This is a genomic window from Lysinimonas soli, assembly GCF_042655435.1.
Taxonomy (GTDB): domain Bacteria; phylum Actinomycetota; class Actinomycetes; order Actinomycetales; family Microbacteriaceae; genus Lysinimonas; species Lysinimonas soli.
Genome location: NZ_JBHSMG010000002.1, coordinates 380,940 through 406,464, shown reverse-complemented (window position 1 = coordinate 406,464; position 25,525 = coordinate 380,940). Strand labels below are relative to the sequence as shown.

Sequence of the window (25,525 nt, the reverse complement as noted above, 5' to 3'; positions counted from 1 at the left end):
GTGATTCCGCCTTGTGCATTGAGAGTCGGTCCAATCTTGCGCAGAAGCGCCCGCTCCGGACCGGCGCCTTTTCGGGCGCCGGCCCGGAGGCCTCGGGGCTACTCCTTCGGCGTGACTGTGCTGCTGATCACGAACTTGCCGTCGGTGACCGTGCGCAACGCGATCTGGCGCAGGACCGAGTGGTCAGCGGCGAACTTGACCGTGCCGCCCTGCATAAGGTCCTCGAAGCTCGCCTTCTTGATCAGCGAGTTCAGCACCGTCCCGTCGCGCGGGTCCTTGCCGGCGGCGAGCGCCTGCTTGATGAGGTCGGCGTAGAGGTACACGCCCTCATACGCCGTCACGGGCTGCCAGTCCAGCGTGAGCTTGCTCGCCTTCGCCCAGTCCGTCTTCAGAGTGGTGAAGGAAGCGGTCTTCAGGTCGTTGTTGACGGCGGGGCCGACATCCTCGAAACCCTCGGCATCGGCTCCGGCCACGTGCAGCAGACCGTCCGTGGCCAGCGGGCCAGCCATCGGAACGGTGATGCCGGCGGCACGAGCCTGCTTGACGACGTTTCCCAGCACGTCGCCGATGCCAACCGCGAAGACCAAATCGGGCTTGGCCGCCTTGATCTGGAGAAGCTGCGAACTGAAGTCGGTGTCGGTGGCCGAGTTGAACGTCTGCTCGGCGACGATGGTGCCACCGAGCTTGGTCCAGTAGGGCTTGAGCACCGAGAGGGCACCCTGCCCGAATGGATCGGCGGATCCGATGAATGCGATCTTCCGGTGGCCCTGAGACCACAGCTTGTCGGCAAGAGCCGGCACAAGGCGCACGATGTTCACGCCGTTGATCCACAGGTTGTCCTTGTTGAGCAAGGTGTTGCTCGTCGCGCCCAGCGAGAGCAGCACCGTACCGGCCTGCGCAGCCAGTGGCTGCGCAGCCGACGTCGGTGCCGAGGCGTTGATGAGCGTGAACGGCGCATTATCGACGTTGATGAGCTTGTTGATCGCGGCGACAGCACCGTCAGCGGTGCCGAGGTCGTCTTCGGCAGCCAGCTTCAACTTGGTGCCTTTGATGCCACCGGCGGCGTTGATGGTGTCGATCGCCAGTTGTGCGGCTTCTTGATAGGCCAAGGTGACCGACGCCGTCGGTCCCGTGGCGGCATTGGCGAAGCCGACGATGTACGGATCCGCGGAAGCGGTGCTTCCGCCGTCGCCACCGGACGACGAGCAGCCGGCGAGGAGGAGGGCGGTGGTGGTCGCCAGGGCGACCGCCCCGGCCAGCTTCGAGCGCAAGGAAATGCTGTGCTTCATGCTTGGTACTCCACTCTGAGTAACGATCTGCGGGGTGAGCCGCGCCCTCGCGAGCACGATCACACGTTTCGTTAGACGGTATGGCGACCATGATCCATGGGTCTATGACGAAGTTTCCGCTCAATGGTGTGGGAAACAACTATCGGTAATCCGCGCACACGCCGAAGACCGCCGGGCTCACACCTGGCGAGTTCGGCGGTCGGTCAATGCTGCGTCGTCAGCGCGCGGTGTGCTCCGCCAGTTGCTCCATGGTGGTGACGGGACCCTCGCGCACAATGAGCGCTTTTTTGCGCAGGAAGCGCAGAATCGCGGCTGGACCCATTCGCGACCCTCCCATACCGGAGCCGTGGTAGGCCACCTTCTCGACGTCGCGCATGATGCCGATCGTCAGCGAGGTGTCCTGCAGGCTGATCGCACCGGCCTCCAGACGCTCCGCAACGCCGATTGCCTCGGCCTCGCTGCCGGCGATCACCGCGCCCGAGAGGCCGAACTCGCTGTCATTGGCCAGCTGGACTGCCTCATCGACGGTGTCGAACGGCATCACCGGTACGACCGGCCCGAACGTCTCCTCCGACATCAGCGCCATCCCGTGATCAACGTCGACGACCACGGTCGGCCGCTGATACACACCGCCGTCGTGCATTTCGCTGAAGCCGCCGGTGAGGATCTTCGCCCCCCGGTCGATCGCATCCTGCAGATGGCGATCGACGATCGCGGGCTGCTTCTCGAAGATGTAGGGCCCAACATGCCCATGCCGCGGATCAGGCCAGCTGAGCTCGAGAGCCTCGGCCTGGTGCACGAGCTCGATTATGAACGGGTCGTAGATCGCCTTGTCGACGTAGACACGCTCGGTCGAGAAGCAGAGTTGACCGGTATTGTGCACGGCACCCTTCAGCACCGCGGCCGCCGCGGACGGGATGTCGGCGCTCGCGGTGACGATCGCCGCGTCCTTGCCGCCCAGCTCGAGGAAGACCGGGATAAACCGCCGGGCACAGGTCTCGCCGATGAGTCGGCCGGTCGCCACACTGCCGGTGAAGCACAGGATGTCGACCTGCTGGATGAGCGCCTGGCCCACCTCGGCTGCTCCCGGGATGTACCGCCACACGGCCGCGAGCGCGGGCACCGCTTCGATCGCCCGGTTGAGCGGTTCGATGAATCGCGGAGTGACCTCGCTCGGCTTGACGAGCACCGCACTGCCCGCGATCAGCGCGGGGATCGAGTCGGTGGCCGACAGCAGGAACGGATGATTCCACGGACTGATGATGCCGACCAACTGGTACGGGTCGAGCCGGGTCGTGTAGTGCACATCGCTGAACACGCTCGAGCGCCCCTCGAGTACGGCCGCCGTCATGATTCCGGGCGCGCGGTCGCACCAGTCCCGGATCATGGCCGCGACCATGTACGGAACCTCGTGCGCGACGCGGACTCGGGCGGTGTCCACCTGCTCGGCGTCGCCGATCTGGCCCGCGGCATCCTCTAACACGTCGGCGAACTCACGCAGCACCTCGATGCGGCCTTGGAGCCCGAGGCTCTGCCACGCCGCCTGCCCGCGCCGCAACTCGGCCGCGATGGCGGCGACCTCGTCCGGAGTCGGGGTCGTCACCTCGTAGTCGTGTTCACCCGTCCTCGGGTTGCGGGCGCGCAGACGCGGTCCGGAGAACGACTCCGAAGAGGTACGCGCCGGTGCGAAATCGGTCATGCGCCCACCATACGTCCGGCTGTCGACTCGGACTCTTCGTAGTTTGCGTCACTCCCATAGCCGATTCGCTATCGGGCGCGTCACCACGCGGCTTCCGCAATCTGCAAGTATTCGGCGGTCGACAACCGTCGCGGCACGGTCTGATTGAACGGGGTCGTTTCGGCGATCGCGGCGGCCGTCGGGAGGAAGCCCCGGTCGACGCCGAGCTCGGCTAAGCCGCCGGGCAAGCCGAGGGAGCGGGCGAAGGCGAGGAGATCGTCCTCGAGCCCGTCCGGTGACGAGTCCAGCGCGGCGCACAACCGCTCGAACCGTTCAGCCGGGACCGCCCGCCGCAGCGACCGCACCGTGTGCGGCAGCACGACTCCCACCACCGTCCCGTGGTGCAGCCCCAGATCGTCGAAGGGCATCGAGAGGGCGTGCGTTGCCCCGAGGCCCTTCCAGGTCGTCATGGCGGCCTCGGTCGCACCCATCATGACCTCCGAGCGGACCTCGAGGTCGCCTCCCTGGCTGACCGCCCGCGGCAGCATCGCCCGTATGCGCGCGATCGCATCCAGCGCGATCGCATCGGCTGGCGGGTTGTAGGCGGCGGAGGTGAACGCCTCGAATGCGTGGGTGAAGGCGTCGATCCCGGTCGCCGCGGTCAGCCGTGGGGGCAGGCCGATCGTGAGCTCGGGATCGCACACCGCCGCCACCGGAACGAGCTGTGGACTGAGGAAGACGCCCTTTTCCCCGTCGTCGAGCGTGACTGAGGCACCGCGGCCGATCTCGCTTCCGGTCCCGGCGGTGGTCGGCACGGCGACGATCGGAGCGAGCCGGCCGATGCTCGCGCTCCCGCCGGTTCGGGCGAGGAAGCGAACGAGGGGACCCTGGTGAGTGGCGAGGAGAGCGATCGCCTTGCCGGCATCCATCGCCGACCCCCCGCCGATCGCCAGGACCCCATCGCAGCCCTCGGCCCGATACCGAGCAAGGCCGGCGAGAACTGCCTCCTCGGTGGGCGGGGTCGGCACGTCGAGGAAGCGCGGATAGTGCGAGCCCTCGATAGCCTCGACGGCGCGAGCCAAGACCCCGGTGGCCTCGAGCCCGCGATCCGCCACGATCAGTGGGCGCCGGATCCCGGCAAGTTCAAGTTCATGCGGGATGGTCAAGCGACTCTCGAGGCCGAATTGGATCCGGGCGATGTACTGAATGAACGACATTCCCGCATCATGGCACCCCGGCAAACCATTCACTGTTTGGCTAAGAATCTACGCAAAGTTTCGTCATAGTGCTATCGCTGACCGACTCATAGCGTGGGGGGCGATCCGCGGGGACGTAGCTCAACGCACCCGCATGAAGCGAGAGTCAAGCCAATGTCGTTTTTTCTAAGCCCCCGCCAGGTCGTCGTGGCCGGAGCCGGCCCGGTTGGGATGACGCTCGCCATCGAGTTGGGACGGCGGGGAATCGACGTGCTCATCGTCGATCCGTCGCCCGCGACGACGACGAATCCGCGGTGCAACACGACCAACGCGCGGTCGATGGAGTACTTTCGCCGCATTGGCATCGCCGACGCGATCCGGCGGGCGGGTCTGCCCCTCGACCACCAGACGGATGTGATCTACGTGACGAATCTGACTGGCCATGAACTCCTGCGCTTTCCCTTCTCCTCGGCGCAAGAGATCCTCGACGGCACCGCCTTCGAGTTCCAGGAGTGGCCCACGCCGGAACCACAGCACCGCGTCTCGCAGATCTTCCTCGAGCCGATCATCGAGGAGCGCCTGCGCGACTTCCCAACCGTCGAGCTGCGCCGCGGGTGGGAAGCGACCGGGTTGACCCAGGCCGCTGACTCCGCGAGCGTCACCCTCCGCAACGTCGACACGGGCGAGGAGGAGGTCGTGCGGGCCCTGTTCGTGCTCGGCTGCGACGGCGGGTCGAGCGTTGTCCGCAAGTCGATCGGCGCTCGTCTTGAGGGCGACTCCACCGCCGCCGAGGAGCGTCTGTCGGTCTACTTTCGTTCGCCGGAGCTGCGCAGCATTCTCGGCCCAGACGCCGGCTGGATGTACTGGTGGTACGGATCCGTCCACCGCGGATCGTTCCTGCAGCTCGACGGCAGGGACTTGTTCCTGCTGCATGGGCGGGTTCCCGAGGGGATGGACCCTGACGACCTCGATCCGGACGAGGTCATGCTCGCTGCGATCGGCCGGACGGTCGAGCACGAGAAGATCCAGGTCATCCGCTGGACCCCGCGCCGGCTCGTCTCCAACAAGTTCGTCGAAGGGCGCGTCGCGCTCGCCGGCGATGCCGCGCACCTGTGGCTGCCGCTTGGCGGCTTCGGCATGAACACCGGGATCGCCGACGCCGTGGGGCTCGGCTGGAGGATCGCCGCCCTTGTCACGGGAGTCGGTGACCCGCAACTGCTGCAGGACTACGAAATCGAACGTCGTTCCGTCGGCGAGGCGACCTCGCACGCCGCGCTGCGCATCGACCGCGACATGAAGCAGATCGGGCGTGACCCGATGCTGCACGAGGCCTCCCCTGCGGGCGAGGCGCTGCGTGCCGAGGCCGGCGACGCGATCGCGACGATCGACCGCAAGCAGTGGTACAGCCAGGGCGTCCAATTCGGCTCGCGATACTCCACCTCGCCGGGAATCGTCGGCAGCGAACCCCCCAGTGACTCCGCGATCGCCACGATCGACGAGTACGTCCCGTCAACGGTGGCCGGCGGACGTTTGCCTCACGTCTGGCTGCCGGACCACGTCTCGCTGTTCGACCGTCTCGGAATGGAGTGGTCTCTGCTCACCATCGGGGCATCAACAGCCGATGTCGCCGAGATCGCTGAGGCCGCCAAGTCGAACCACATGGAACTCACCGTCGTCCCCGTCCTCACCGCGGATGCGGGCGTTCTCGATCGCAAGCTCATCCTCGTGCGTCCCGACATGTTCATTGCCTGGAGTGGCGATGCCGGCCCGCGCGATCCCGCGGAACTCGTCCAGGGCTTGCTCGGTCAACGCACGCCAGGACACGCCGCAGGCCGATGACGCGTACGGAGCCCGTGCGGAACGCGCCGGCTCGCGTGTCGCCAACTTGGGCCGACGTTACTCGTTGGCCGTTTTCGGAAGTTCACTGAGAACTGCTCGCCGAGGTCTTCCGATCTCGTCACGGTGGCAGACCCGAGGACGACACGGCGACGAAGCGAGTCTTGCCGTCACATCAGCGCGGTGGGGCCCTCCCCCTGTCGGAGCGCAGGCCCCGCGCGACGGCGCCAAGTTCCAACACGGAGGAATCCGCAGCGTGTTAAAGACGGCGGCCGCGCGCAGATCTACCAGTCGCGCGGTCGCCGGATCGCTCATGCGATGATCGCTTGCCCGTCATCCCGATCTCGTTCCGCGTGACACGATTTCCGCGTACGGCACCAACTTCGCTGCGATGCCCGCCGAAAAGCTCGAGGCGCTGTCCGTTCGAGCGGAGCAGATCACGCGGTTCCTCATCACCGAGTACCTGTGAACGGAAATCGGAGCATCGCGAGGATGCCGATAAGCCGAAGCGGACCACCATCGGCGACCCGTTCCGCCCTGTGTTTCGGTGCGCCCGAAGGGATTCGAACCCCCAACCTTCTGATCCGTAGTCAGATGCTCTATCCGTTGAGCTACGGGCGCGTGCCGACCCGAAGGCCAACCTGACGACTATATCAGCGCCGCGCGTGGCCGTCGTCCGCCAAACGGGTCGAGCCGTTCGGCGCGCGGCACGGGCGTGGGCCCGCCGCGGCACGACCGCGGCCGCTCCTACAATCGGAGCGTGGCGGGTCGAACCGCAGTTCCCGGTGCGTCGCTGCTCGACCGCGCGGTCGACGTGCTGCGCGCGTTCACCGAGGACGACGAGGGGCTGAGCCTCACGGAGCTGGGCCGGCGCACGGGGCTCGCGCGCTCGACGGTGCATCGTCTCGTCGGCCAGTTGCTCGGCCTCGGCCTGCTCGATCGGATGCCCGGCGGCGCGGTCGCGCTCGGGGCCGGCCTCTGGGAGCTCGGCGAGCTCGCGCCGCTCAGCCTGCGCCTGCGGGAACGCGCGCTGCCGCATCTGCAGACGCTCTACGAGGCGACCGGCGAGAACGTGCACCTCGCGGTGCTCTCGGGCACCGACGCGCTCTACGTCGCCCGCGTGACCGGAACGACATCCATCCCGACGATGACCCGGATGGGCGGTCGGCTGCCCCTGCACACCACGGGCGTCGGCAAGGCGCTGCTGGCCGTGCAGGACGAGGCCTGGCTCGCCGACTACTTGCGGGCGCCGCTCGAGCGCGAGACGGCGTATTCGATCACGGATGTGTCGCGCCTGCGCACCGAGCTGGACCGCGCTCGCGAACTCGGCTACGCGACGACGCGACAGGAGATGACGCTCGGCAACGTGTCGATCGCGGCGGCGCTGCCGCCCGTGGCCGGACTGCCGCGCGCCGCCGTGGGTGTCGTGACCCACCTCACCCGGGTCGACGAGGGGCGGATCGCCCCGCTCGTGATGCGCACGGCCGCGACCATCGGATCCGCGGTCGCATCCCACTGAGTGGGATGGATCCCTGGTTCGACCCTCCGCCGGCTGTCACCCTGGTGCGGTGACCGACACCCAGACACAGTTGTCCGCCGAGATCGCGGCGCGGCACGCCGCCTACCAGGCCGAACTCGCGGCCGGCGCACCGGCCCGCACCGGCCCGTACCTCGACTTCGACCCCTACCGCTCGAGCATCCTGCGGCATCCGACCAAGAACCCCCGCCTCGTCGACCCCGAGACGATCGAACTCGTCTCGCCCGCCTTCGGGCATCGCGACGTCGCCCCGGTCGAATCCGACCTGACCCTTCAGCACCGCGGCGAACCGCTCGGCGAGCGCACGATCGTCGAGGGCCGGGTGCTCGACGGCTGGGGCCGGCCCGTACGCAACCAGCTCGTCGAGATCTGGCAGGCCAACGCGGGCGGCCGGTACATCCACCAGCGCGACCAGCACCCCGCACCGCTCGACCCGAACTTCACGGGGGCCGGGCGGTGCATCACCGACGACGACGGGCGCTACCGCTTCACGACCATCAAGCCGGGGCCGTACCCTTGGCGAAACCACCTCAACGCCTGGCGTCCCGCGCACATCCACTTCTCGCTGTTCGGCAACGCCTTCACGCAGCGCATCGTGACGCAGATGTACTTCCCCGGCGACCCGCTGTTCGCGCTCGATCCGATCTACCAGTCGATCCCCGACCAGGCCGCGCGCGACCGGCTCGTCTCGCGGTACGACCACGACCTCACCTCGCCCGAGTGGGCGCTGGGGTACCGTTGGGACATCGTCCTGACCGGACCTCAGGCGACCTGGTTCGAGCCGGAAGGCGGCGTGGCATGAGCGAGCGGCTCGCCCCGACGCCCGGCCAGACGGTCGGCCCCTTCTTCGGCTTCGGGATGCCCTACCCGCGCAGCTCGGAACTGGTCACGCCGTTCAGCCCCGGCGCGATCATCCTCACCGGACGGGTGCTCGACGGTGCCGGCGAGCCCGTGCCCGACTCGCAGGTCGAGATCTGGCAGCCGGATACCGCCGGCGTCGTCTCCGAGGCGCGCGGATCGCTGCACCGCGATGGCGTGACCTTCACCGGTTTCGGTCGGGCCGCGGCCAACGACGACGGCGTCTACCAGTTCTGGACGATCAACCCCGGCGCGATCGGCGGAGGGGCGGCGTTCATCTCGGTCGTCGTCTTCGCGCGCGGCCTGCAGGACCGCCTGTTCAGCCGCATCTACCTGCCCGACGACGCGGCGGCGCTGGCCGCCGACCCGCTGCTGAGCAGCCTCTCGCCGGAGGAACAGGCGACGCTGATCGCGGAACACACGCCCGAAGGCTGGCTGCGCCACGACATCCGCCTGCAGGGGGAGCGGGAGACGGTGTTCCTTGCCTTCGAGTGACGGGCCGTTCGACGTCGGGCTGCTCTCACCGGTGACGGTGGGGCACGACGCGAGCGTCGCCGACGCGGAGGTCGCGGCGGCGATGGTCGAGGCGGAGCTTGCCCTCGCGCGCGCGTCGGCGGCGCTGGGGATCGTTCCCGAGGCCGCGGCGACCGCGATCGGTGAGGCGCTGACCGGGTACCGGCCGGACCCCGCCGCGCTGGCCCGCGCCGCCGTCGCGGGTGGGAACCCGGTGATCCCGCTGGTGGCCGAGCTGGGTCGACGCGTCACCGGCGTGGATCAGGATGCCGCCGCCTGGCTGCATCGCGGCGCCACCAGCCAGGACATCATCGACACGGCCCTCATGCTGGTCGCGACCCGCTCGATCGCGATCGTCGATGCCGCCCTCGGCGACGCCGTCGCCGCTCTGCGTCGGCTCGCCGACGAGCACCGCGGCACGCTGATGGCCGCCCGCACACTCACCCAGCACAGCACCCCGACGACGTTCGGACTCGTCGCCTCCGGCTGGCTCCTCGCCGTCGCCGAGGCCCGCAGCGTGCTCGCCGTGAGGCTTCCCGCGCAGCTCGGCGGGGCATCCGGCACCCTCGCCTCCTTCGTCGAGCTGGGGGGCGACGCCGCGAGCGCGCTGCCCGCCCGCTTCGCCGACGAGCTGCACCTCGACCGCCCGCTCGCCCCGTGGCACACCCGCCGCCGCCCCGTGACCGCCCTCGGCGACGCCCTGGTGACCGTCGTGGACGCGCTCGGGGCGATCGCGAGCTCGGTCGCGACGCTCAGCCGCACCGAGATCGGCGAACTCGCCGAGCCGGCCGAAGCGGGTCGCGGCGGCTCGTCGGCCATGCCACAGAAGCGCAACCCCGTGCTGAGCGTGCTCATCCGCTCGGCGGCGCAGCGCGCCCCGGGTCTCGCCGCCGAACTGCACCGCAGCGCGGCCCTGACCGTCGACCAGCGCGCCGACGGCGCCTGGCACGCCGAGTGGCCGGTGCTGCGCGAACTGCTCCGACTGACGCTCGGCGCCTCGGCCCACGCCGCCGAGCTGCTCGCGGGACTGCAGGTCGACGCCGAGCGGATGCGCACGAACCTCGCCCTGACCGGCCCGCTGATCGTCTCCGAGCGCCTCGCCCTCGTGCTGGGGCCGCGCCTCGGCACCGCCCGGGTGCAGCAGCTCGTCGACCGCGCCGCACACGGCGACGACCTCGGCGCGCTCCTCGCGGCCGAACCCGAGCTCGGCCTGGACGCCCGAGAGCTCGCGGCGCTGCTCGACCCGGCCGCATACACGGGAGCCGGTGACGCCGTGATCGACGCGGCCCTCGCAGCCACGAGCGACGGGACGCTGCGATGACCGTCCCGCTGATCGCCGCCACGGCCCCGGCCGGGCCGGAGGGCGCGCCGCTGCTGCTGCTCGGCCCGTCGCTGGGCACCTCGACGATCCTCTGGGATGCGGCCGCCGCGCTCCTGCAGAGCCGCTACCGCACCGTCTCGTGGGACCTGCCGGGTCACGGCCGCTCGCCCGCCCCGAGCGAGCCGTTCAGCATGGCGGAGCTCGCCGACGCGGTCGCTCGGGTGCTCGACGAGCTCGGCGAATCGCACGCCCTCTTTGCGGGCGTGTCGATGGGCGGGGCGGTCGGTCTCGAGCTGCTGCTCGGGCATCCGGACCGCATCGACGCGGCAGCCATCATCTGCTCCGGTGCGGTCATCGGCACCCCCGCGGGATGGACCGAACGCGCCGCGGTCGCGCGCTCCACGGGCACGGCCTCGCTCGTGGTCCCCAGCGCCCAGCGCTGGTTCGCCCCCGATTCGATGGCGCGGTCTCCCGAGATCACGGGCCGGCTGCTGCACTCGCTGCGCGACGCCGACGACGAGGGCTACGCGCGATGCTGCGAAGCACTGGCCGGCTACGACGTCCGTTCGCAGCTGGGCCGGATCACCGCGCCCGTGCTCGCCGTCTGGGGCGAGTACGACGAGGTGACCCCCGAGGCCTCCGCCGCGCAGATCGCCTCGGGCGTCGCCCGCGGCCGGGTCGCCGAGGTGCGCGACGCCGGGCACCTCGCCCCCGCCGAACAGCCCGAGCGCATCGCCGAACTGCTGATCGCCCATTTCGAGGAGAGCCGATGAACGACGAGGAGCGCTACGAAGCCGGGATGACGGTACGCCGCGCGGTGCTGGGCGACGCCCACGTCGACCGCGCCAATGCCGCGATCACCGCCGACACCGCCGACTTCCAGGACTTCATCACGCGCTACGCCTGGGGCGACATCTGGAGCCGGCCCGGCCTCGCCCGCCGCGACCGCAGCATCGCAGTGCTCAGCAGCCTGATCGCGCTGGGCGCGTGGGACGAGCTGCCGATGCACCTGCGGGCCGCCGGGCGCAATGGGCTGAGCCGCGACGAGATCGTCGAGGTGATCCTGCAGTCGGCGGTCTACGCCGGCGTTCCGGCCGCGAACCACGCCTTCGCGATCGCCAAGGACGTGCTCGCCGAGTAGCGGCGCCGGCGACCATGGCCAACTCCCCCTCGGGCGACTCGATCGTCGGACGCATCACGCGCCTGCTCGAGACCTTCGACAGCACGCGCGTCGCCCAGTCGCCCTCGGCGATCGCGCGCCGGGCCGGGCTGCCGATCTCGACCACGCACCGGCTGGTCGCCCAGCTGGTCGAGGAGGGCATGCTGGAACGCGACGGGGATGGCGACGTGCGCATCGGCATCCGGCTCTGGGAGCTGACGACCCGCGGCTCGCATGCCCTTCGCCTGCGCCAGATCGCGATGCCGTTCATGGAGCAGGTGCAGCAGCGGGTGCACGAGCACACCCAGCTCGGGGTGCTCGAGCACGACGAGGTGCTCTTCATCGAGCGCCTGTCGGCACCCGGATCGGGAGCCAACATCACCCGGATCGCGGGGCGGCTGCCGCTGCACGCCTCGTCGTCGGGGCTCGTGCTGCTGGCATTCGGAGACGCCGCCCTGCAGCAGCGGATGCTGACCGCCCCGCTCGCCCCCGTCTCGGCCGAGACCATCACCGATCCCGCCGCGCTACGCCGCGAGCTCGCCGCGATCCGCACGCGCGGCTACGCCTTCGCCCCCGGCTACGTCGAGTCGGTCTCGACCGGCATCGCCGTGCCCGTCGCCGACCGATCCGGCGTCGTCGCGGCGCTCTCGGTCGTGGTCCCCCGCGGGGCCGTCAACGAGGCGGCGACCGTCGAGGTGCTCAAGCGAGCCGCGGCCGGCATCGGCGAATCCCTGTCGCGCTCGCCATTCGCTTCCCGTTCAATGGAATAGGTCGGGTCCTGGGGTGGTCCACCCCTCGACAATGTGGCGAGCCCGATGTCGAAGGAGACACCCATGACAGCACCCCTGCGCACCCGCGTCGCGATCGTCGGGGCCGGCCCCGCCGGACTGCTGCTCTCGCACCTGCTCCACCGGGACGGCATCGACTCGATCGTCATCGACTCGCGCAGTCGCGACGAGATCGAGTCGACGATCCGGGCGGGAATCCTCGAGCAGGGCACCGTCGAGCTGTTGACCGAGTCGGGGGCATCCGACCGCGTGCTCGTCGACGGCCACCGGCACGACGGCATCGAACTGCGCTTCGAGGGGGAGGGGCACCGCATCGACTTCGCCGAGCTGGTCGGCCGCGCCGTGTGGCTCTACCCGCAGCACGAGGTGCTCAAAGACCTCGTCGCCCGCCGCCTCGGCGACCGGGGGGACCTCCGATTCGGCTGGACCGCGACCGAGGTGCTCGATGCCGAGAGCGACAGCCCTCGGGTCGTGGGAACGGATGCCGCGGGCGAGCCGTTCGAGATCGTCGCCGATTTCGTCGTGGGCGCCGACGGCTCGCGCAGCGTCACGCGCACGGCGGTCACCGGATCGATGACCGGCGGCTACTTCCGCGAGTACCCCTTCGCGTGGTTCGGCATTCTCTGCGAGGCCCCGCCGAGCGCCCCCGAGCTCATCTACAGCGCCTCCGACGAGGGCTTCGCGCTCATCAGCCAGCGCAGCGCGACGGTGCAGCGCATGTACCTGCAGTGCGATCCCGAGCTCGACCCCGCCTCGATGAGCGACGCCGAGATCTGGGACCAGCTGCAGCGCCGGGTACGCGGCACCGAGCTGATCGAGGGCCCGATCTTCCAGCGCGACGTGCTGCGCTTCCGCAGCTTCGTCGCCCACGAGCTGCACCGCGGCAACGTGTTCCTCATGGGCGACGCCGCCCATACGGTTCCGCCGACCGGCGCCAAGGGCATGAACCTGGCGGTCGCGGATGTCGTGCTGCTTCACGCCGCGCTGCGGGAGCACGCGGCATCCGGTTCGCGCACGCTGATCGACTCCTACGCCTCGACCGCGAGCGACCGGATCTGGCGGGCCCAGCACTTCTCGTGGTGGATGACCTCGATGCTGCACGCCGCGCCCGACGCGACCGAGTTCGACCGGCGGCGGCGCCTCGGCGAGCTCGAGTCGGTCGTGCGCTCGCGGGCCGGTAGCACCTACCTGGCCGAGGCCTACACCGGCTGGCCCCTGGCCGGTTGGCCGCAAGCTTGATAGCATTCACCTTACGAACATTGGTTCGCACAGCGAACACATAGCGGATGCCGTCGCATCCGCCGAGGAGGGCGTCATGATCTCGAAGATCTCGGCGAGCGCCGCGGAGGCGGTGGCCGACATCCCCGACGGCGCGACGATCCTCTGCGGCGGTTTCGGCCGGGCCGGCCAGCCGGTCGAGCTGATCGACGCCCTCATCGTGCACGGCGCCTCCGAGCTCACGATCGTCAACAACAACGCCGGCAACGGCGAGACCGGCCTCGCGGCCCTGCTCGCGGCGAAGCGCGTGCGACGCATCATCTGCTCGTTCCCGCGGCAGAGCGACTCGCAGGTGTTCGACGCCCTGTACCGGGCCGGCGAGATCGAGCTCGAGCTCGTGCCGCAGGGCAACCTGGCCGAGCGGTTGCGGGCGGCCGGCGCCGGCATCGGTGCCTTCTTCACCCCGACGGGCTTCGGCACCGAGCTGGCCGAGGGCAAGGAGGCGCGTCGCATCGACGGGCGCGACTACGTGCTCGAGTACCCGATCCGCGGCGACTTCGCCCTCATCAGCGCGCTGCACGCCGACCGCTGGGGCAACCTGGTCTACCGCAAGACCTCGCGCAACTTCGGCCCCGTCATGGCGGCCGCCGCGACCACCACGATCGCCCAGGTCGACTCGGTCGTCCCGCTCGGCGGGCTCGACCCCGAGGCCGTCGTGACGCCCGGCATCTACGTCGACCGGGTGGTCGAGGTCGGCGAGCGCCCCTGGCTGCACGACGGCGAGCTCATCGCGGGGGCCGCCTCATGACCGGCATCGACCGCGACGCCCTCGCGGCCCGGATCGCGGCCGACATCACCGAGGGCTCGATCGTCAACCTCGGCATCGGCGCCCCGACCCTCGTCGCCGACTACCTGCCGGCCGATCAGGAGATCGTGCTGCACACCGAGAACGGCATGCTCGGCATGGGCCCCTCCCCCGCCCCCGATGAGGTCGACCCCGACCTCATCAACGCGGGCAAGGTGCCCGTCACCGAGCTGCCGGGAGCCGCCTACTTCCACCACGCCGACTCGTTCGCGATGATGCGCGGCGGGCACCTCGACATCTGCGTGCTCGGCGCGTTCCAGGTCTCGGTCACGGGCGACCTGGCCAACTGGAGCACGGGGGCGCCCGGCGCGATCCCCGCGGTCGGCGGCGCCATGGACCTGGCCATCGGCGCCAAGCAGGTCTGGGTGATGACCGATCTGCTGACCCGTGACGGCGATCCCAAGATCGTCGAACGGTGCAGCTACCCGCTGACCGGGGTCGGCTGCGTCACCCGCATCTACACCGACCGGGCCGTGTTCGACATCGGCCCGCAGGGGCTGACCGTGCGCGAGTTGCTCGGCGACACCACCCTCGAGCAGCTCGACGAGTTGCTGCGCGTGCCCCTGCACGCGACATCCTGATCGGAAGGCCATCATGACCGCGAGCTACGTCTACGACGCGATCCGCACCCCCTTCGGCCGCTTCGGCAAGGGGCTGGCGGGCGTACGACCCGACGACCTTGGAGCGCATGTCGTGCGATCGATGCTCGAGCGGCATCCGGAGCTCGACCCGGCGCGCATCGACGACGTCATCCTCGGGGATGCCAACCAGGCCGGGGAGGACAACCGGAACGTCGCGCGCATGGCGGCCCTGCTGGCCGGCCTGCCGACCTCGGTGCCCGGAGCCACGGTCAACCGGCTGTGCGGCTCGAGCGTCGAGAGCGTCATCCAGGCCAGCCGCGCGATCGAGGCCGGCGATGCCGAGCTCATGCTGGCGGGCGGCGTCGAGTCGATGAGCCGCGCTCCCTGGGTCGTGCTCAAGCCGTCGGCGCCCTACCCGGCCGGCTCCGAGACGATGCACTCCACGACCCTCGGCTGGCGGATGGTCAACCCGCGAATGTCGGCGCAGTGGACCGTGCCGCTCGGCGAGACCGCCGAGATCCTCGCCGACCGCTACGGCATCTCGCGGGAGGAACAGGACGCCTTCGCCGTGCGCAGCCACCGCACCGCGGCCGCCGCCTGGGATGCCGGCCGCTACGACGACGAGATCGTCGTCGTGCCCGGAACCGAGCTCGCGCGCGACGAGGGGATCCGCCCCGATTCGACGCCGGAGTCGCTCGCGCCGCTCAAGCCGGCCTTCCGCCCCGACGGAACGGTCACGGCGGGCAACTCCTCGCCGCTCAACGACGGCGCCTCGCTGCTGATCATCGCCGGCGAGAACGCGCCCGTCGACGGGCCGCCGCTGGCGCGCATCATCGGGCGCGGCGTGGCCGGCAACGATCCGGACGTGTTCGGCATCGCCCCCGTCGAGGCGGCGAACCGCGCGCTCGCCCGCGCGGGCAAGACCTGGGCCGATGTCGACCTCGTCGAACTGAACGAGGCCTTCGCGGCGCAGTCGCTCGCCTGCCTCAAGCTCTGGCCCGAGCTCGACCCCGACAAGGTCAACGTCGACGGCGGAGCCATCGCGATCGGGCACCCGCTCGGCGCATCCGGCGGCCGGATCATCGGTCACCTCGCGCACGCCCTCGCCCGGCGCGGCGGCGGGATCGGCGTCGCGGCCATCTGCATCGGCGTCGGGCAGGGGCTCGCCGTCGTGCTCGAGGCGTGACCGGCCCACGGGGCGACGCCATGACCGACGACGCGGCACCGCACTTCGTCGAGTCGCTCGCGCGCGGGCTCGCGGTGATCCGCGCCTTCGACGCGAGCCGGCCCGAGATGACCCTGGCCGAGCTGGCCCGCGCCACCGGGCTGGCCCGCGCGACCACCCGGCGCTTCCTCTTGACCCTCGTCGACCTCGGCTACGCCCGCACCGATGGCCGCCAGTTCTCGCTGACGCCGCGGGTGCTCGAACTCGGATTCAGCTACCTCTCGGGGCTCCCGCTGGCCGAGCTGGCCCGGCCGATCCTCGAGGCCCTGTCGCACGAGCTCGGCGAGTCGACCTCGGCCTCGGTGCTCGACGGCGACGACATCGTCTACGTCGCGCGGGTTCCCACGCGCCGGATCATGAACGTGACGATCACGATCGGCACCCGCTTCCCGGCGTTCGCGACCTCGATGGGCCGGGTGCTGCTCGCCGAGCTGCCGCCCGCCGAGTTGAGCGGCGTCCTGGCGCGGCTCGGGCAGGCCGCCCCGACCGCGCGCACCGAGACGAACCCCGATCGGCTGCGCGAGATCCTCGGCGAGGTGCACCGCCAGGGCTGGGCACTCGTCGATCAGGAGCTGGAGGACGGGCTGCGCTCGATCGCGGCTCCCGTTCGCGGCGACGACGGCACGGTGGTCGCGGCGATCAACGTCGCGACCTCGACGACCGGCGCGACGCTGGAGCAGATGCACGACGTCTACCGCCCCGCGCTGCTGCGAGCCGCCGCCGAGCTCGGCACGGCGCTCGCCCATGCGCGTCCCTCGTTGCACGGAGGTGCCGCGCCTCGCCCGTGAGACCCCGCATCCCCTCCGCTCAATTGACAGGAAACCTGATAATCTGAGACGATCGTCGGAGCGTAGGACAGCGCAAAGGAGTGCACATGGCCGTGTCGTTGCAGGGCAAGACCGCGATCGTCACCGGAAGCGGGAGCGGACTCGGCGCCGCCTACGCCCTCGCCCTCGCCGCGGCGGGAGCGGCCGTCGTCGTCAATGACGTCTCGACCGAGGCGGCCTCCGCCACCGTCGACGCGATCCGGGCCGCAGGAGGCCGCGCGACGGCCGTCGTCGCTCCGGTGGGCTCGTCCGAGACCGCCCAGCAGCTCGTCGACACCGCGGTCGCGGAGTTCGGCGGCCTCGACATCCTGGTGACCAACGCCGGCATTCTGCGCGACAAGTCGCTGCTCAAGATGACCGACGACGACTTCGATCAGGTGATCGCCGTGCACCTGCGCGGCACCTTCACCTGCGCGCGGGCGGCGTACGCCTCGTTCAAGGAGCGCGGCGTCGCGGGGCGGATCATCGCCATCGGCTCGCCCACCGGCCAGCGCGGCACCTTCGGCCAGACCAACTACGCGGCGGCGAAGGCCGGCATCGTCGGCATGGTGCGCACCTGGGCGCTCGAGATGGCGCGCAGCGGGGTGCTCGTCAACGCCGTCATCCCGGTCGCCGCGACCGCGATGACCCGCACGGTGCCGTACTTCGCCGCGGCCATCGAGGCCGACGACCTCGGCGCAGCGATGCCCGACTTCTACCGCAAGGATCTCGGCTTCGGCACCGCCGCCGACGTAAGCGGGCTCATCGTCTTCCTCGCCTCGGACGAGGCCGCCGGCATCAACGGCCAGGTCATCGGGGCCGGGGGCGACCGCCTGCAGCTCTGGTCGCATCCGGAGCCGGTGCTCACCGCGCTGCACACGGGAGGGTGGTCGGCCGAGGCGATCGCCGACGACTTCGCTCCCGCGGTGCGCGCCGAGCTCCAGAGCGTCGGCGAGGACTTCCCGCCGCTGCCCGCCGAGCACGTGCGCACACCCGTTCAGGCCTGAGCATGTACCGCCTCGCGATCGACGTGGATCGCCTCGACGCGATCGACGTGCACGTGCACATCGAGGTCGGTGCGGACGGGCATCCCTCACTGCCGGCGCCGCTCACCGAGGCGTTGAGCCGCTACTTCAAGGCCGACGAGGTGCGACCCGACCTCGGCAGCATCGCCGCGCACTACCGCGAGCGACGGATGGCCGCCGTGGTCTTCACGGTCGACGCGCGCACCCAGCTCGACCACCCCCCGATCTCGAGCGAGTCGATCATCGAGCAGGCGGCCGACCACGCCGACGTGCTCATCCCGTTCGGCTCGGTCGACCCCCGGCGGGGCGCCGAGGCCGTCGAGCTGGCGCAGCGCCTCGTGCTCGATCACGGCGCGCGGGGCTTCAAGTTCCACCCAACGGTGCAGGGCTTCGACCCGAGCGCCCCCGAGTTCCGGCCGCTCTGGGCGGCGATCAGCGAGCTCGGCGTGCCCGCGATCGTGCACACCGGGCAGACCGGGATCGGGGCCGGCCTGCCCGGTGGGGCCGGGCTCCGGCTGCGGTACTCCGACCCGATGCTGCTGGATGACGTGGCCGCCGAGTTTCCCGAGCTCTCCCTGATCTTCGCGCACCCCTCGGTGCCCTGGCAGGACGCGGCGATCTCGATCGCGACCCACAAGCCGAACGTGTCGATCGACCTCTCGGGCTGGCGCCCGCGCTATCTGCCGAGCCAGCTCGTGCGCGCCGCTGGCTCGTACCTGCAGGACAAGGTGCTCTTCGGCTCCGACTTCCCCCTGCTCACCCCCGACCGCTGGCTCCGCGACTTCGCAGAGCTCGACCTCTCCGAGCCCGTTCGCACCAAGATCCTCAAAGACAACGCGGTGCGCGTGCTCGGCCTGGCATCCACCGCCGACAAGGAGAAGACCGCATGACCGAGAAGAAGATCGCCACGATCGCCGAGCTGCCCGCCCTGGTCGGCACCGAGATCGGGCCGTCCGACTGGCTGACCATCACGCAGGAGCGCATCAACACCTTCGCCGACGCGACCGACGACCACCAGTGGATCCACGTCGACCCGGTTCGCGCCAAGGACGGGCCGTTCGGTGCGCCCATCGCGCACGGCTTCCTCACCCTGTCGCTGCTCATCCCGCTCTGGGGAAGCATCTTCGACGTCGAGGGCGTCACGACGAAGGTGAACTACGGGCTCGACCGGGTGCGGTTCACCTCACCGGTCACCGTCGGCTCGCGCGTGCGCCTCACGGCGACGCTCGCCAAGGTCGAGGAGGTCACCGGTGGCGTTCAGCTGACCACCTCGGGCATCATCGGGATCGAGGGCCAGGAGCGACCGGCGGTGGTCGTCGACTTCCTGGCCCGCTTCTACGTCTGACCGCAGCCGGGAAGGGAGTCAACGGTGACCTCCGACAGCCTCGGCACCTGGCCGCGCAGGCGCGCGGTCAAGTCCGCCGACCACCCTGCGATCCTGTTCCGCGACCATGCGACGAGCTACGCGGAGCTGGCGGCGCGGGTCGATCGGCTCGCGGCGGCCCTGCAGGCTCGCGGGGTCGGTTTCGGAGACCGGGTCGCCTACCTGGGCAACAACCACCCCTCCTTCGTCGAGACGCTCTTCGCCTCCACCCTGCTCGGTGCCGTCTTCGTGCCGCTCAACACGCGCCTGTCGATCCCCGAACTCGAGTACATGCTCCAGGACTCGGAAGCGATGCTGCTCGTGAGCGGATCGGAGCTCGAGCCGACGGCGTCGGCCGCGGCGGGCTCCGGCATCCGGCGCATCGTGATCGATGACCCGGACCCCGAGGACCCGGTCAGCATCGCCGACGACACCGAGGACTACGAGCAGCTCATCCGGGATGCACCGGCCGCTCCCCGACCCGCGACCGTGACCCTTGAGGATCGCGCGCTCATCATCTACACCTCCGGCACGACCGGACGGCCGAAGGGCGCCGTGCTCACCCACGGCAACCTGACCTGGAACGCGATCAACGTGCTGGTGGACTACGACCTCACGAGCGCGGATCGCTCGCTGATGATCTCCCCTCTCTTCCATGTCGCCGCCCTCGGGATGGGCTGCCTCCCCGTGATCCTGAAAGGCGCGACGCTCCTTCTGGAGGAGCGGTTCGTCTCCGGTGACGCGCTGCGGTCGATCGAGCGCCTGCGCGCGACGACGGTCAGCGGGGTTCCGACGACCTTTCAGCTGATCATGGACGATCCGGCATGGACGTCGACGGATATCTCGTCGCTGCGCCTGCTCACCTGCGGAGGTTCGCCCGTCCCCGACCGCGTGCGCGCCGCGTACGAGGCGCGCGGGCTGTCCTTCTCGGGGGGATACGGCATGACCGAGGCGTCGCCGGGCGTCACGATGCTGCCCCCGAAGTACTCCCAGCAGCGTGGCGCATCGGCCGGGCTCGCCCACTTCTTCACCGAGTTCCGCATCCGCGGGGCCGACGGCCGGGTCCTCGGGCCGCACGAACGCGGCGAGATCGAAACCGCGGGCGCCAATGTGTTCCTCGAATACTGGGAGAACGCTCCCGCCACCGCAGAGGCCTTCACCGACGATCGGTGGTTGCGCACCGGCGACGTCGGCTACGTCGACGACGACGGCTTCCTCTACATCGTGGATCGCAGCAAGGACATGATCATCTCGGGCGGTGAGAACGTCTACTCCGCAGAGGTCGAGCAGGCGATCGCCGCCATCCCGGGGGTGACCGGGGTCGCGGTCATCGGCGTGCCGCACGAGCGCTGGGGGGAAGTACCCCACGCCGTCATCACCCTTGCTCCGGGCCAGAGTCTCGATCCGGGCGAGATGGTCGCGCATCTCTCGTCCCGGTTGGCCCGTTACAAAGTCCCGAAGACCATCGAGATCGTGGACGAACTGCCGCGCACGGCGAGCGGGAAGGTTCGGAAGGCCGTTCTTCGAGAGCGCTACGACTCCGAATCCGAGGCCTAGCTGCGCGGAATCCGCTAGTGCGGCTCCCCGCCGCCCAGCGCCCGACGGCAGGAGCGGAGCGCATGGCGCAGCGCCGCGATCTCGTGCTCGGCGAGGCCCGAGACCATGCGGGTCTCGACGGCGGCGACTTCGACGCGCAAGGAGTCGAGCAGCTCTTCGCCGTGCGCACTCAACGACAGCAGGTACTGCCGGCGGCTGACCGGATCCTGGGTGCGTTCGATGAGACCGCGCCCCTCGAGCACCGTGATCATCTGAGCCATCGTCTGGGCACGCACGAAGGAATTCCGGGCGAGTGCCGCGGAGGTGAGGCCCGGGTGGCGTTCCAACACGGTGAGAGCCGTGTACTGCAGCGAGGTCAGCCCTCGGGCCGCTGTGACCTCCTCGAGGCTCGACCGCACGGCCAGCTCCACCTGTTTGATCAAGTACAGCAGGGTGACACCTGTCGTCGTCTCCGCCAAGGAAAGCCCTCCTCGTCCGCCGGCCCCGCTCAGTCCATTATCGGGGAGGCCTGTTCGGCCGGGATCCGATCGCGGGTCAGCTGCACCTCATCGATGAACTCGACGGGCCGGAGATCGAGCGGGCCGAGGAGCCCGCGTCAGCCGACCCGACGACCGCCCTCGACGAACAAGGTGCTCCCGGTCGTGAATGACGAGTCGTCGCCCGCGAGAAACACGGCAGCCCTGCCCAGGTCATCGGGACTCCCGATGCGGCCGAGAGGCAGAACCTCGAGCATGCTCTTCCGGAACTCGGGGTCGAGGTAGCGGGGAGCAGACAGCGGAGTGTCGGTGGGACCGGGGCACAGGTTGTTGACGCGGATGCCGAACCGGCCCAGCTCCGCTGCACCGTACTCGGTGACGGTCCGCACCGCCGCCTTGCTGGCCGCGTAGGCGGTGTTGGGCATCCACACCCGTTCCGCCACGACCGAAGTCACATTGATGATGGACCCGCCCGCGCCGTGCGCCACCATCCGCCGTGCGGCATTCTGGGCGAAGAAGAAGGTGCCTCGTGCATTGAGCGCGTGAACTCGATCCCAGTCCTCAGGGGTTACCTCGAGAAAGGCCGCGTGCACTCCCACGCCGGCGTTGTTGACCAGGATCCGCACAGGGCCGAGTTCGCACTCGACCTCGTCGAGAGCTGCATCGTGATCGCCGACCGCAGAGACATCGAGCTCGACGGCGACCGCGCGATATCCATCGGCCGCGAGTTCGGCCGCGCGCGCCTGCGCCAGTTGACCATCTCGATCCACGACCGCCACCGACGCACCCGCGGCGGCGAGGTGCGCGCAGATCGCAGCGCCGATACCGCGGCCGCCCCCCGTGACGACGGCGACGCGGCCGGCGAGCTGGTGCCCGTTCATCACTCAGACGGTCCCGAAGTAGGCGCGACCCACGAGCGGCGACGTCTCGAGTTCGTGACGCGTCCCCGTGAAGACGGCCCTGCCGCGCTCGATCAGGGTGCCTCGCGTGAGCAGGGGGAAGGCCTCCGCGGCGTTCTGCTCCACGAGCACGACGGTCAGGTCGCCCGCACGGTGCAGTTCGGCGATGAGGTCGAAGATGCGCTGCACGACCACGGGCGCCAGTCCGAGCGATGGCTCGTCGAGCAGCAACAGGCGTGGTTCGCACATCAAGGCCCGCCCGAAAGCGACCATCTGCTGCTGTCCCCCGCTCAGGCTCCCCGCGAGCTGGGCCGTGCGCTCCGCCAGCTCGGGGAAGACCTCAAGCACCCGGGCCAGGTTGCGGCTCTGCCACTCCTTGCCCCGACCGTAGGCCCCCATGAGAAGGTTGTCGCGAACGCTCAGGCTCGCGAACATCCTCCGACCCTCCGGCACCAAGCCGATGCCCATTCCCGCGCGCTTGTGAGCCGGGAGGCCGAGGATGTCCTGACCCCCGAAGAGGATCCGGCCGGTCACGGCGGGCGGATGCAGGCCGGCGATGGCGCGGAGGATCGTCGTCTTGCCCGCCCCGTTCGAGCCGAGGATTCCGAACAGATCGCCCTCCTCGATTTCGAAGCTCACGTCGTGCACGACGACGCTGTCGCCGTACCGGGCGCTCAGCTCCTGGATCGACAGCATCACTCGTGCCCCTCCTGCCCTGTCGCGCGACCCAACCACGCCTCGGCGACATCCGGCCGTGACAGAACATGCGCCGGGTCGCCCTCGACCAGCAACTGCCCGTGGTGCAGGACCGCAAGCCGATCGCAGAGGCTGCGAACCACCTGCAGCACGTGCTCGACCAGCATGATGGTCAGCCCCTCGGAGGGGAGTGACCTGATCGCCTCGATGAGCGCATCAGTCTCCTCGACCGTCAGCCCGTTCATCATCTCGTCGAGGAGCAGGAGCGTCGGCTTGGCTGCCAGTCCCCTGGCGATCTCGATGCGCTTGCGGTCCGCCAGCGACAAACCCGACACCGGAACACGCCGGTTGGCGAGGAAGCCGATCCGGTCGAGGGCCTCTGCGGCACGTTCGTTGGCACCGGCCGACGAGCGCTCGTGCGCCCGGGCGGCGACCAGCACGTTCTCTTCCGCCGTCATCGAGGCGAACAGCCGGACCTTCTGAAAGGTGCGGGCGACCCCCCGATGCGACATGTACGAGGCCCTGCGACCGCTGACGTCCTCGCCGTTCAACTCGATGGTCCCGCTCTTCAGCGGAACGCCGCCCGCGATCGCGCCGAAGAGAGTGCTCTTGCCTGCTCCGTTGGGACCGACGATCCCCAGGATCTCGCCGCGCATCACGTCGAGCGACACGTCGTTGACCGCGAGCACACCGCCGAACGCGACGGTGGCTCCACGCACCTGCAACAGCGGGCTGGACACGGCGCTCATGACAGGTCCCCCGTCGGTCGGTGGCGGAGGCTCCGCCGGACAGATCCGATGAGCCGGGAGATCAGGTGGTGAAGACCGCGCCAGTCGACGATCATGATCGCGACGACGATGGCAGCGTATGCCATGCCAGACAGGCCCGCGGGCGCCGCGGCGAAGGTCGACGAGAGGATCTGCTGGGCGGGGATCAGCACGGCTGCGCCGATGACCGGGCCGAGCACGGTCCCCCGGCCGCCGACCAGGGCGACGAGGCCGATGATGAACGCAGTGTTCGCCCCCAGACCGGTCGCAGGGTCGATGAAGCGCAGGTACTCCAGCATCAGGCTCCCGGCGATGCTGGTGATGGCGGCACTGATCATAAGGCCGAACAGCCGCGTCCTGGTGACGTTGACGCCCGAGGCCAGTGCGGCATCCGGGTCGTCCCGCGTCGCCCTGAGGAACAGGCCTAGTCGGCTGCGGGCGACGAAGGCCACGACGAGGGTCGCCCCGGCAAGGAACGCGACCAGCACGAAGTAGAGCGTCAGCGAGGAGTCGAACTGGAACATCAGCGGGTTGTTGCGGGTGAAGGGGAGGGACAGCCCCTGATCGCCGCCGGTGAACTCTCGGAAGTGCACCGCCAGATCGGTCACGAGCAACGAGAGCACGAAGGTCGCCAGCGTGAAATAGACGCCGCGCAGGCGAAGAGCCGGAAAGGTGAGGATCGCGCCGACGACAGCAGCCACTGCCGCCCCGATGAACATGCCGATCCAGGGGGTGATTCCCAGACGCACCGTCAACAACGCGGTTGTGTACGCCCCGATGCCGAAGAAGACGGAGTGGCCGAACGACAGCAGCCCGCCGTAGCCGCCGATGATGTTCCACCCTTGCGCAGCGATCGCGTAGATCATCGCGACCATGACGACCGACAGGACGTATTGCTGCGTGATGAGCCAGTACGGCAGCGACGCCGCGACCACCCCGACGCCGAGGCCGGGGAGCACCGTGCGTCCGACTCCGACGAGCCGATTCACAGCGCGACCCGCTTGCCGAAGAGGCCGTTGGGCCGCACCAGGAGCACCACGAGGAACAGCACCCAGATCGCTACGTTCTGCAGATCCAGGGCGACGTAGGTTCCCGTGGCCTGTTGCACGACACCGACGACGATCCCGGCGATGAATGCCCCGCGGATGCTTCCGAGCCCGCCCAGGATGATCACGACGAACGCCATGGCGAGGTAGTTGAATCCGCTGGTCGGGTTGACGGTCTGGTACGTGGCGAGAAGGCCGCCCGCGAGGCCGGCCAGACCGATCCCGATGCCGATGCTGATCGCGACCATCTTCGCGCGATTCACCCCGACCGCTGCGGCGGCCTCGCCGTCGTCGACGATCGAGCGGAGAGCACGGCCGAACTCCGTTCGGTTGACGACAATCGCGATGACGGCGAAGGCAGCGAGCGAGACGACGAAGGCGACGGCCTGAGCCTTCGACACGCTCACGCCCGCAAGGTTCCAGCTGCCGTCGAGGATCGTGCTGATACTGCGGTCGTTCGAGGAGAACAACGACAGCAGCAGTGACTGGATGAAGATCCCCACTCCCGCGGTGACGACGATCTGAGGCAGATGAGCCTCATCCTCGTTCATCGCCGTCACGTGGGAGCGCCGCAGCAGCAGCAGGTACATCAGCACCCCCAGCCCACCCACGGCGAGCACCACGAGGGGGAGGAACAGCAGGCCCAAGGAACCGAAGGCGCCCACGAGCACCACCACGGAGTACATGCCGATCGTCACGAAGTCGGCGTGCGCGAAGTTGGCGATCTTCGAGATGCCGAAGCTCAGCGAGAGCCCGCTGCTGATGATGCCGTAGAGGCCCCCGACGAGGACGCCGGAGACGAGGACTTGGACCAGGGTTGTCATGA

26 protein-coding genes and 1 tRNA gene are annotated in these 25,525 nt (G+C 69.7%); 17 read left to right on the top strand and 10 right to left on the bottom strand.

Annotation, left to right across the window (positions count from 1 at the left end; translation table 11 throughout):
- Window positions 1-98 precede the first annotated feature (98 nt).
- The 3 genes from ACFPJ4_RS09585 to ACFPJ4_RS09575 all read right to left on the bottom strand — a co-directional run bounded on the left by ACFPJ4_RS09585 (window position 99) and on the right by ACFPJ4_RS09575 (window position 4,184).
- Entirely contained in the window at window positions 99-1,352 is a 1,254-nt protein-coding gene (locus ACFPJ4_RS09585; protein WP_386740180.1) for an ABC transporter substrate-binding protein, read from the bottom strand.
- A gap of 154 nt (window positions 1,353-1,506) precedes the next feature.
- On the bottom strand, window positions 1,507-2,988 hold the full coding sequence (locus tag ACFPJ4_RS09580; RefSeq protein ID WP_386740179.1) for an aldehyde dehydrogenase family protein: 1,482 nt from the start codon (window positions 2,986-2,988) through the stop codon (window positions 1,507-1,509).
- A gap of 80 nt (window positions 2,989-3,068) precedes the next feature.
- Window positions 3,069-4,184 carry an iron-containing alcohol dehydrogenase gene (locus tag ACFPJ4_RS09575; protein ID WP_386740178.1) on the bottom strand — a complete coding sequence of 372 codons (1,116 nt, stop codon included), beginning with the start codon at window positions 4,182-4,184 and terminating at the stop codon, window positions 3,069-3,071.
- Between the two features lie 153 nt (window positions 4,185-4,337).
- Between ACFPJ4_RS09575 and ACFPJ4_RS09570 the strand changes: the two genes are divergently transcribed.
- Entirely contained in the window at window positions 4,338-6,002 is a 1,665-nt protein-coding gene (locus tag ACFPJ4_RS09570) for an FAD-dependent monooxygenase (RefSeq protein WP_386740177.1), read from the top strand.
- A gap of 545 nt (window positions 6,003-6,547) precedes the next feature.
- On the opposite strand, the gene ACFPJ4_RS09565 is transcribed toward ACFPJ4_RS09570, so the two are convergent.
- Window positions 6,548-6,620, bottom strand: a tRNA-Arg gene (locus ACFPJ4_RS09565).
- Window positions 6,621-6,759: 139 nt separating this feature from the next.
- Here ACFPJ4_RS09565 and ACFPJ4_RS09560 point away from each other — a divergent pair.
- From ACFPJ4_RS09560 to ACFPJ4_RS09485, 16 genes are all read left to right on the top strand, one after another.
- On the top strand, window positions 6,760-7,518 hold the full coding sequence (locus ACFPJ4_RS09560; RefSeq protein WP_386740176.1) for an IclR family transcriptional regulator: 759 nt from the start codon (window positions 6,760-6,762) through the stop codon (window positions 7,516-7,518).
- A 49-nt stretch (window positions 7,519-7,567) separates the two neighbouring features.
- The gene (gene pcaH / locus ACFPJ4_RS09555; RefSeq protein WP_386740175.1) at window positions 7,568-8,338 is read left to right on the top strand and encodes a protocatechuate 3,4-dioxygenase subunit beta; all 771 of its coding nucleotides are present in this window, start codon (window positions 7,568-7,570) and stop codon (window positions 8,336-8,338) included.
- Window positions 8,335-8,889, top strand: coding sequence for a protocatechuate 3,4-dioxygenase subunit alpha (gene pcaG / locus ACFPJ4_RS09550; RefSeq protein WP_386740174.1), 555 nt, complete (start codon window positions 8,335-8,337; stop codon window positions 8,887-8,889). The genes pcaH and pcaG overlap by 4 nt, the downstream gene beginning before the upstream one ends.
- Window positions 8,876-10,228: a lyase family protein gene (locus ACFPJ4_RS09545; protein ID WP_386740173.1), complete on the top strand. Its 1,353-nt coding sequence runs from the start codon at window positions 8,876-8,878 to the stop codon at window positions 10,226-10,228. Before pcaG ends, ACFPJ4_RS09545 begins: the two co-directional genes overlap by 14 nt.
- The gene (locus tag ACFPJ4_RS09540; RefSeq protein WP_386740172.1) at window positions 10,225-11,001 is read left to right on the top strand and encodes an alpha/beta fold hydrolase; all 777 of its coding nucleotides are present in this window, start codon (window positions 10,225-10,227) and stop codon (window positions 10,999-11,001) included. The genes ACFPJ4_RS09545 and ACFPJ4_RS09540 overlap by 4 nt, the downstream gene beginning before the upstream one ends.
- Window positions 10,998-11,369 (top strand): 4-carboxymuconolactone decarboxylase, encoded by a 372-nt coding sequence (gene pcaC / locus ACFPJ4_RS09535; RefSeq protein WP_386740171.1) that lies wholly within the window; start codon window positions 10,998-11,000, stop codon window positions 11,367-11,369. The genes ACFPJ4_RS09540 and pcaC overlap by 4 nt, the downstream gene beginning before the upstream one ends.
- Before the next feature lie 14 nt (window positions 11,370-11,383).
- Window positions 11,384-12,157 (top strand): IclR family transcriptional regulator, encoded by a 774-nt coding sequence (locus ACFPJ4_RS09530; RefSeq protein WP_386740170.1) that lies wholly within the window; start codon window positions 11,384-11,386, stop codon window positions 12,155-12,157.
- A 63-nt stretch (window positions 12,158-12,220) separates the two neighbouring features.
- The gene (locus tag ACFPJ4_RS09525; RefSeq protein WP_386740169.1) at window positions 12,221-13,414 is read left to right on the top strand and encodes a 4-hydroxybenzoate 3-monooxygenase; all 1,194 of its coding nucleotides are present in this window, start codon (window positions 12,221-12,223) and stop codon (window positions 13,412-13,414) included.
- A 76-nt stretch (window positions 13,415-13,490) separates the two neighbouring features.
- Window positions 13,491-14,201: a 3-oxoacid CoA-transferase subunit A gene (locus ACFPJ4_RS09520; protein WP_386740168.1), complete on the top strand. Its 711-nt coding sequence runs from the start codon at window positions 13,491-13,493 to the stop codon at window positions 14,199-14,201.
- The gene (locus ACFPJ4_RS09515; RefSeq protein ID WP_386740167.1) at window positions 14,198-14,839 is read left to right on the top strand and encodes a 3-oxoacid CoA-transferase subunit B; all 642 of its coding nucleotides are present in this window, start codon (window positions 14,198-14,200) and stop codon (window positions 14,837-14,839) included. Before ACFPJ4_RS09520 ends, ACFPJ4_RS09515 begins: the two co-directional genes overlap by 4 nt.
- Window positions 14,840-14,852: 13 nt before the next feature.
- Window positions 14,853-16,025, top strand: a complete 1,173-nt coding sequence (locus ACFPJ4_RS09510) for a thiolase family protein (RefSeq protein WP_386740166.1) — start codon at window positions 14,853-14,855, stop codon at window positions 16,023-16,025.
- A 20-nt stretch (window positions 16,026-16,045) separates the two neighbouring features.
- Window positions 16,046-16,852, top strand: coding sequence for an IclR family transcriptional regulator domain-containing protein (locus ACFPJ4_RS09505; RefSeq protein WP_386740165.1), 807 nt, complete (start codon window positions 16,046-16,048; stop codon window positions 16,850-16,852).
- Window positions 16,853-16,944: 92 nt separating this feature from the next.
- Complete coding sequence (locus ACFPJ4_RS09500) at window positions 16,945-17,877, top strand: SDR family NAD(P)-dependent oxidoreductase (RefSeq protein ID WP_386740623.1); 933 nt, start codon at window positions 16,945-16,947, stop codon at window positions 17,875-17,877.
- Window positions 17,878-17,879: 2 nt separating this feature from the next.
- Window positions 17,880-18,785 carry an amidohydrolase family protein gene (locus tag ACFPJ4_RS09495; protein ID WP_386740164.1) on the top strand — a complete coding sequence of 302 codons (906 nt, stop codon included), beginning with the start codon at window positions 17,880-17,882 and terminating at the stop codon, window positions 18,783-18,785.
- Window positions 18,782-19,240, top strand: coding sequence for a MaoC family dehydratase (locus tag ACFPJ4_RS09490; RefSeq protein ID WP_386740163.1), 459 nt, complete (start codon window positions 18,782-18,784; stop codon window positions 19,238-19,240). The genes ACFPJ4_RS09495 and ACFPJ4_RS09490 overlap by 4 nt, the downstream gene beginning before the upstream one ends.
- Window positions 19,241-19,264: 24 nt before the next feature.
- Window positions 19,265-20,815 (top strand): acyl-CoA synthetase, encoded by a 1,551-nt coding sequence (locus tag ACFPJ4_RS09485; protein WP_386740162.1) that lies wholly within the window; start codon window positions 19,265-19,267, stop codon window positions 20,813-20,815.
- A 14-nt stretch (window positions 20,816-20,829) separates the two neighbouring features.
- Here ACFPJ4_RS09485 and ACFPJ4_RS09480 read toward each other — a convergent pair whose 3' ends face one another.
- The 6 genes from ACFPJ4_RS09480 to ACFPJ4_RS09455 form a co-directional block, all read right to left on the bottom strand.
- A complete protein-coding gene (locus tag ACFPJ4_RS09480) occupies window positions 20,830-21,273 on the bottom strand; it encodes a MarR family winged helix-turn-helix transcriptional regulator (protein ID WP_386740161.1) in 444 nt (147 codons plus the stop codon).
- A 137-nt stretch (window positions 21,274-21,410) separates the two neighbouring features.
- Entirely contained in the window at window positions 21,411-22,172 is a 762-nt protein-coding gene (locus ACFPJ4_RS09475; protein ID WP_386740160.1) for an SDR family NAD(P)-dependent oxidoreductase, read from the bottom strand.
- A gap of 3 nt (window positions 22,173-22,175) precedes the next feature.
- A complete protein-coding gene (locus ACFPJ4_RS09470; RefSeq protein WP_386740622.1) occupies window positions 22,176-22,886 on the bottom strand; it encodes an ABC transporter ATP-binding protein in 711 nt (236 codons plus the stop codon).
- Complete coding sequence (locus tag ACFPJ4_RS09465) at window positions 22,886-23,635, bottom strand: ABC transporter ATP-binding protein (RefSeq protein ID WP_386740159.1); 750 nt, start codon at window positions 23,633-23,635, stop codon at window positions 22,886-22,888. The genes ACFPJ4_RS09470 and ACFPJ4_RS09465 overlap by 1 nt, the downstream gene beginning before the upstream one ends.
- Window positions 23,632-24,642, bottom strand: coding sequence for a branched-chain amino acid ABC transporter permease (locus ACFPJ4_RS09460; RefSeq protein WP_386740158.1), 1,011 nt, complete (start codon window positions 24,640-24,642; stop codon window positions 23,632-23,634). The genes ACFPJ4_RS09465 and ACFPJ4_RS09460 overlap by 4 nt, the downstream gene beginning before the upstream one ends.
- Window positions 24,639-25,523, bottom strand: coding sequence for a branched-chain amino acid ABC transporter permease (locus ACFPJ4_RS09455; protein WP_386740157.1), 885 nt, complete (start codon window positions 25,521-25,523; stop codon window positions 24,639-24,641). Before ACFPJ4_RS09455 ends, ACFPJ4_RS09460 begins: the two co-directional genes overlap by 4 nt.
- Window positions 25,524-25,525: the final 2 nt, after the last annotated feature.

Excerpts from the sequence above, each read along its gene's own strand:
- ACFPJ4_RS09575 (WP_386740178.1), bottom strand. The coding sequence starts at position 4,184 with ATGTCGTTCATTCAGTACATCGCCCGGATCCAATTCGGCCTCGAGAGT.
- ACFPJ4_RS09505 (WP_386740165.1), top strand. The coding sequence starts at position 16,046 with ATGACCGACGACGCGGCACCGCACTTCGTCGAGTCGCTCGCGCGCGGG.
- ACFPJ4_RS09470 (WP_386740622.1), bottom strand. The coding sequence starts at position 22,886 with ATGCTGTCGATCCAGGAGCTGAGCGCCCGGTACGGCGACAGCGTCGTC.
- ACFPJ4_RS09530 (WP_386740170.1), top strand. The coding sequence starts at position 11,384 with ATGGCCAACTCCCCCTCGGGCGACTCGATCGTCGGACGCATCACGCGC.
- pcaC (WP_386740171.1), top strand. The coding sequence starts at position 10,998 with ATGAACGACGAGGAGCGCTACGAAGCCGGGATGACGGTACGCCGCGCG.
- ACFPJ4_RS09525 (WP_386740169.1), top strand. The coding sequence starts at position 12,221 with ATGACAGCACCCCTGCGCACCCGCGTCGCGATCGTCGGGGCCGGCCCC.
- ACFPJ4_RS09520 (WP_386740168.1), top strand. The coding sequence starts at position 13,491 with ATGATCTCGAAGATCTCGGCGAGCGCCGCGGAGGCGGTGGCCGACATC.
- ACFPJ4_RS09455 (WP_386740157.1), bottom strand. The coding sequence starts at position 25,523 with ATGACAACCCTGGTCCAAGTCCTCGTCTCCGGCGTCCTCGTCGGGGGC.
- ACFPJ4_RS09510 (WP_386740166.1), top strand. The coding sequence starts at position 14,853 with ATGACCGCGAGCTACGTCTACGACGCGATCCGCACCCCCTTCGGCCGC.
- pcaG (WP_386740174.1), top strand. The coding sequence starts at position 8,335 with ATGAGCGAGCGGCTCGCCCCGACGCCCGGCCAGACGGTCGGCCCCTTC.
- ACFPJ4_RS09475 (WP_386740160.1), bottom strand. The coding sequence starts at position 22,172 with ATGAACGGGCACCAGCTCGCCGGCCGCGTCGCCGTCGTCACGGGGGGC.
- ACFPJ4_RS09580 (WP_386740179.1), bottom strand. The coding sequence starts at position 2,988 with ATGACCGATTTCGCACCGGCGCGTACCTCTTCGGAGTCGTTCTCCGGA.
- ACFPJ4_RS09540 (WP_386740172.1), top strand. The coding sequence starts at position 10,225 with ATGACCGTCCCGCTGATCGCCGCCACGGCCCCGGCCGGGCCGGAGGGC.
- ACFPJ4_RS09495 (WP_386740164.1), top strand. The coding sequence starts at position 17,880 with ATGTACCGCCTCGCGATCGACGTGGATCGCCTCGACGCGATCGACGTG.
- ACFPJ4_RS09570 (WP_386740177.1), top strand. The coding sequence starts at position 4,338 with ATGTCGTTTTTTCTAAGCCCCCGCCAGGTCGTCGTGGCCGGAGCCGGC.
- ACFPJ4_RS09515 (WP_386740167.1), top strand. The coding sequence starts at position 14,198 with ATGACCGGCATCGACCGCGACGCCCTCGCGGCCCGGATCGCGGCCGAC.
- ACFPJ4_RS09465 (WP_386740159.1), bottom strand. The coding sequence starts at position 23,635 with ATGAGCGCCGTGTCCAGCCCGCTGTTGCAGGTGCGTGGAGCCACCGTC.
- ACFPJ4_RS09490 (WP_386740163.1), top strand. The coding sequence starts at position 18,782 with ATGACCGAGAAGAAGATCGCCACGATCGCCGAGCTGCCCGCCCTGGTC.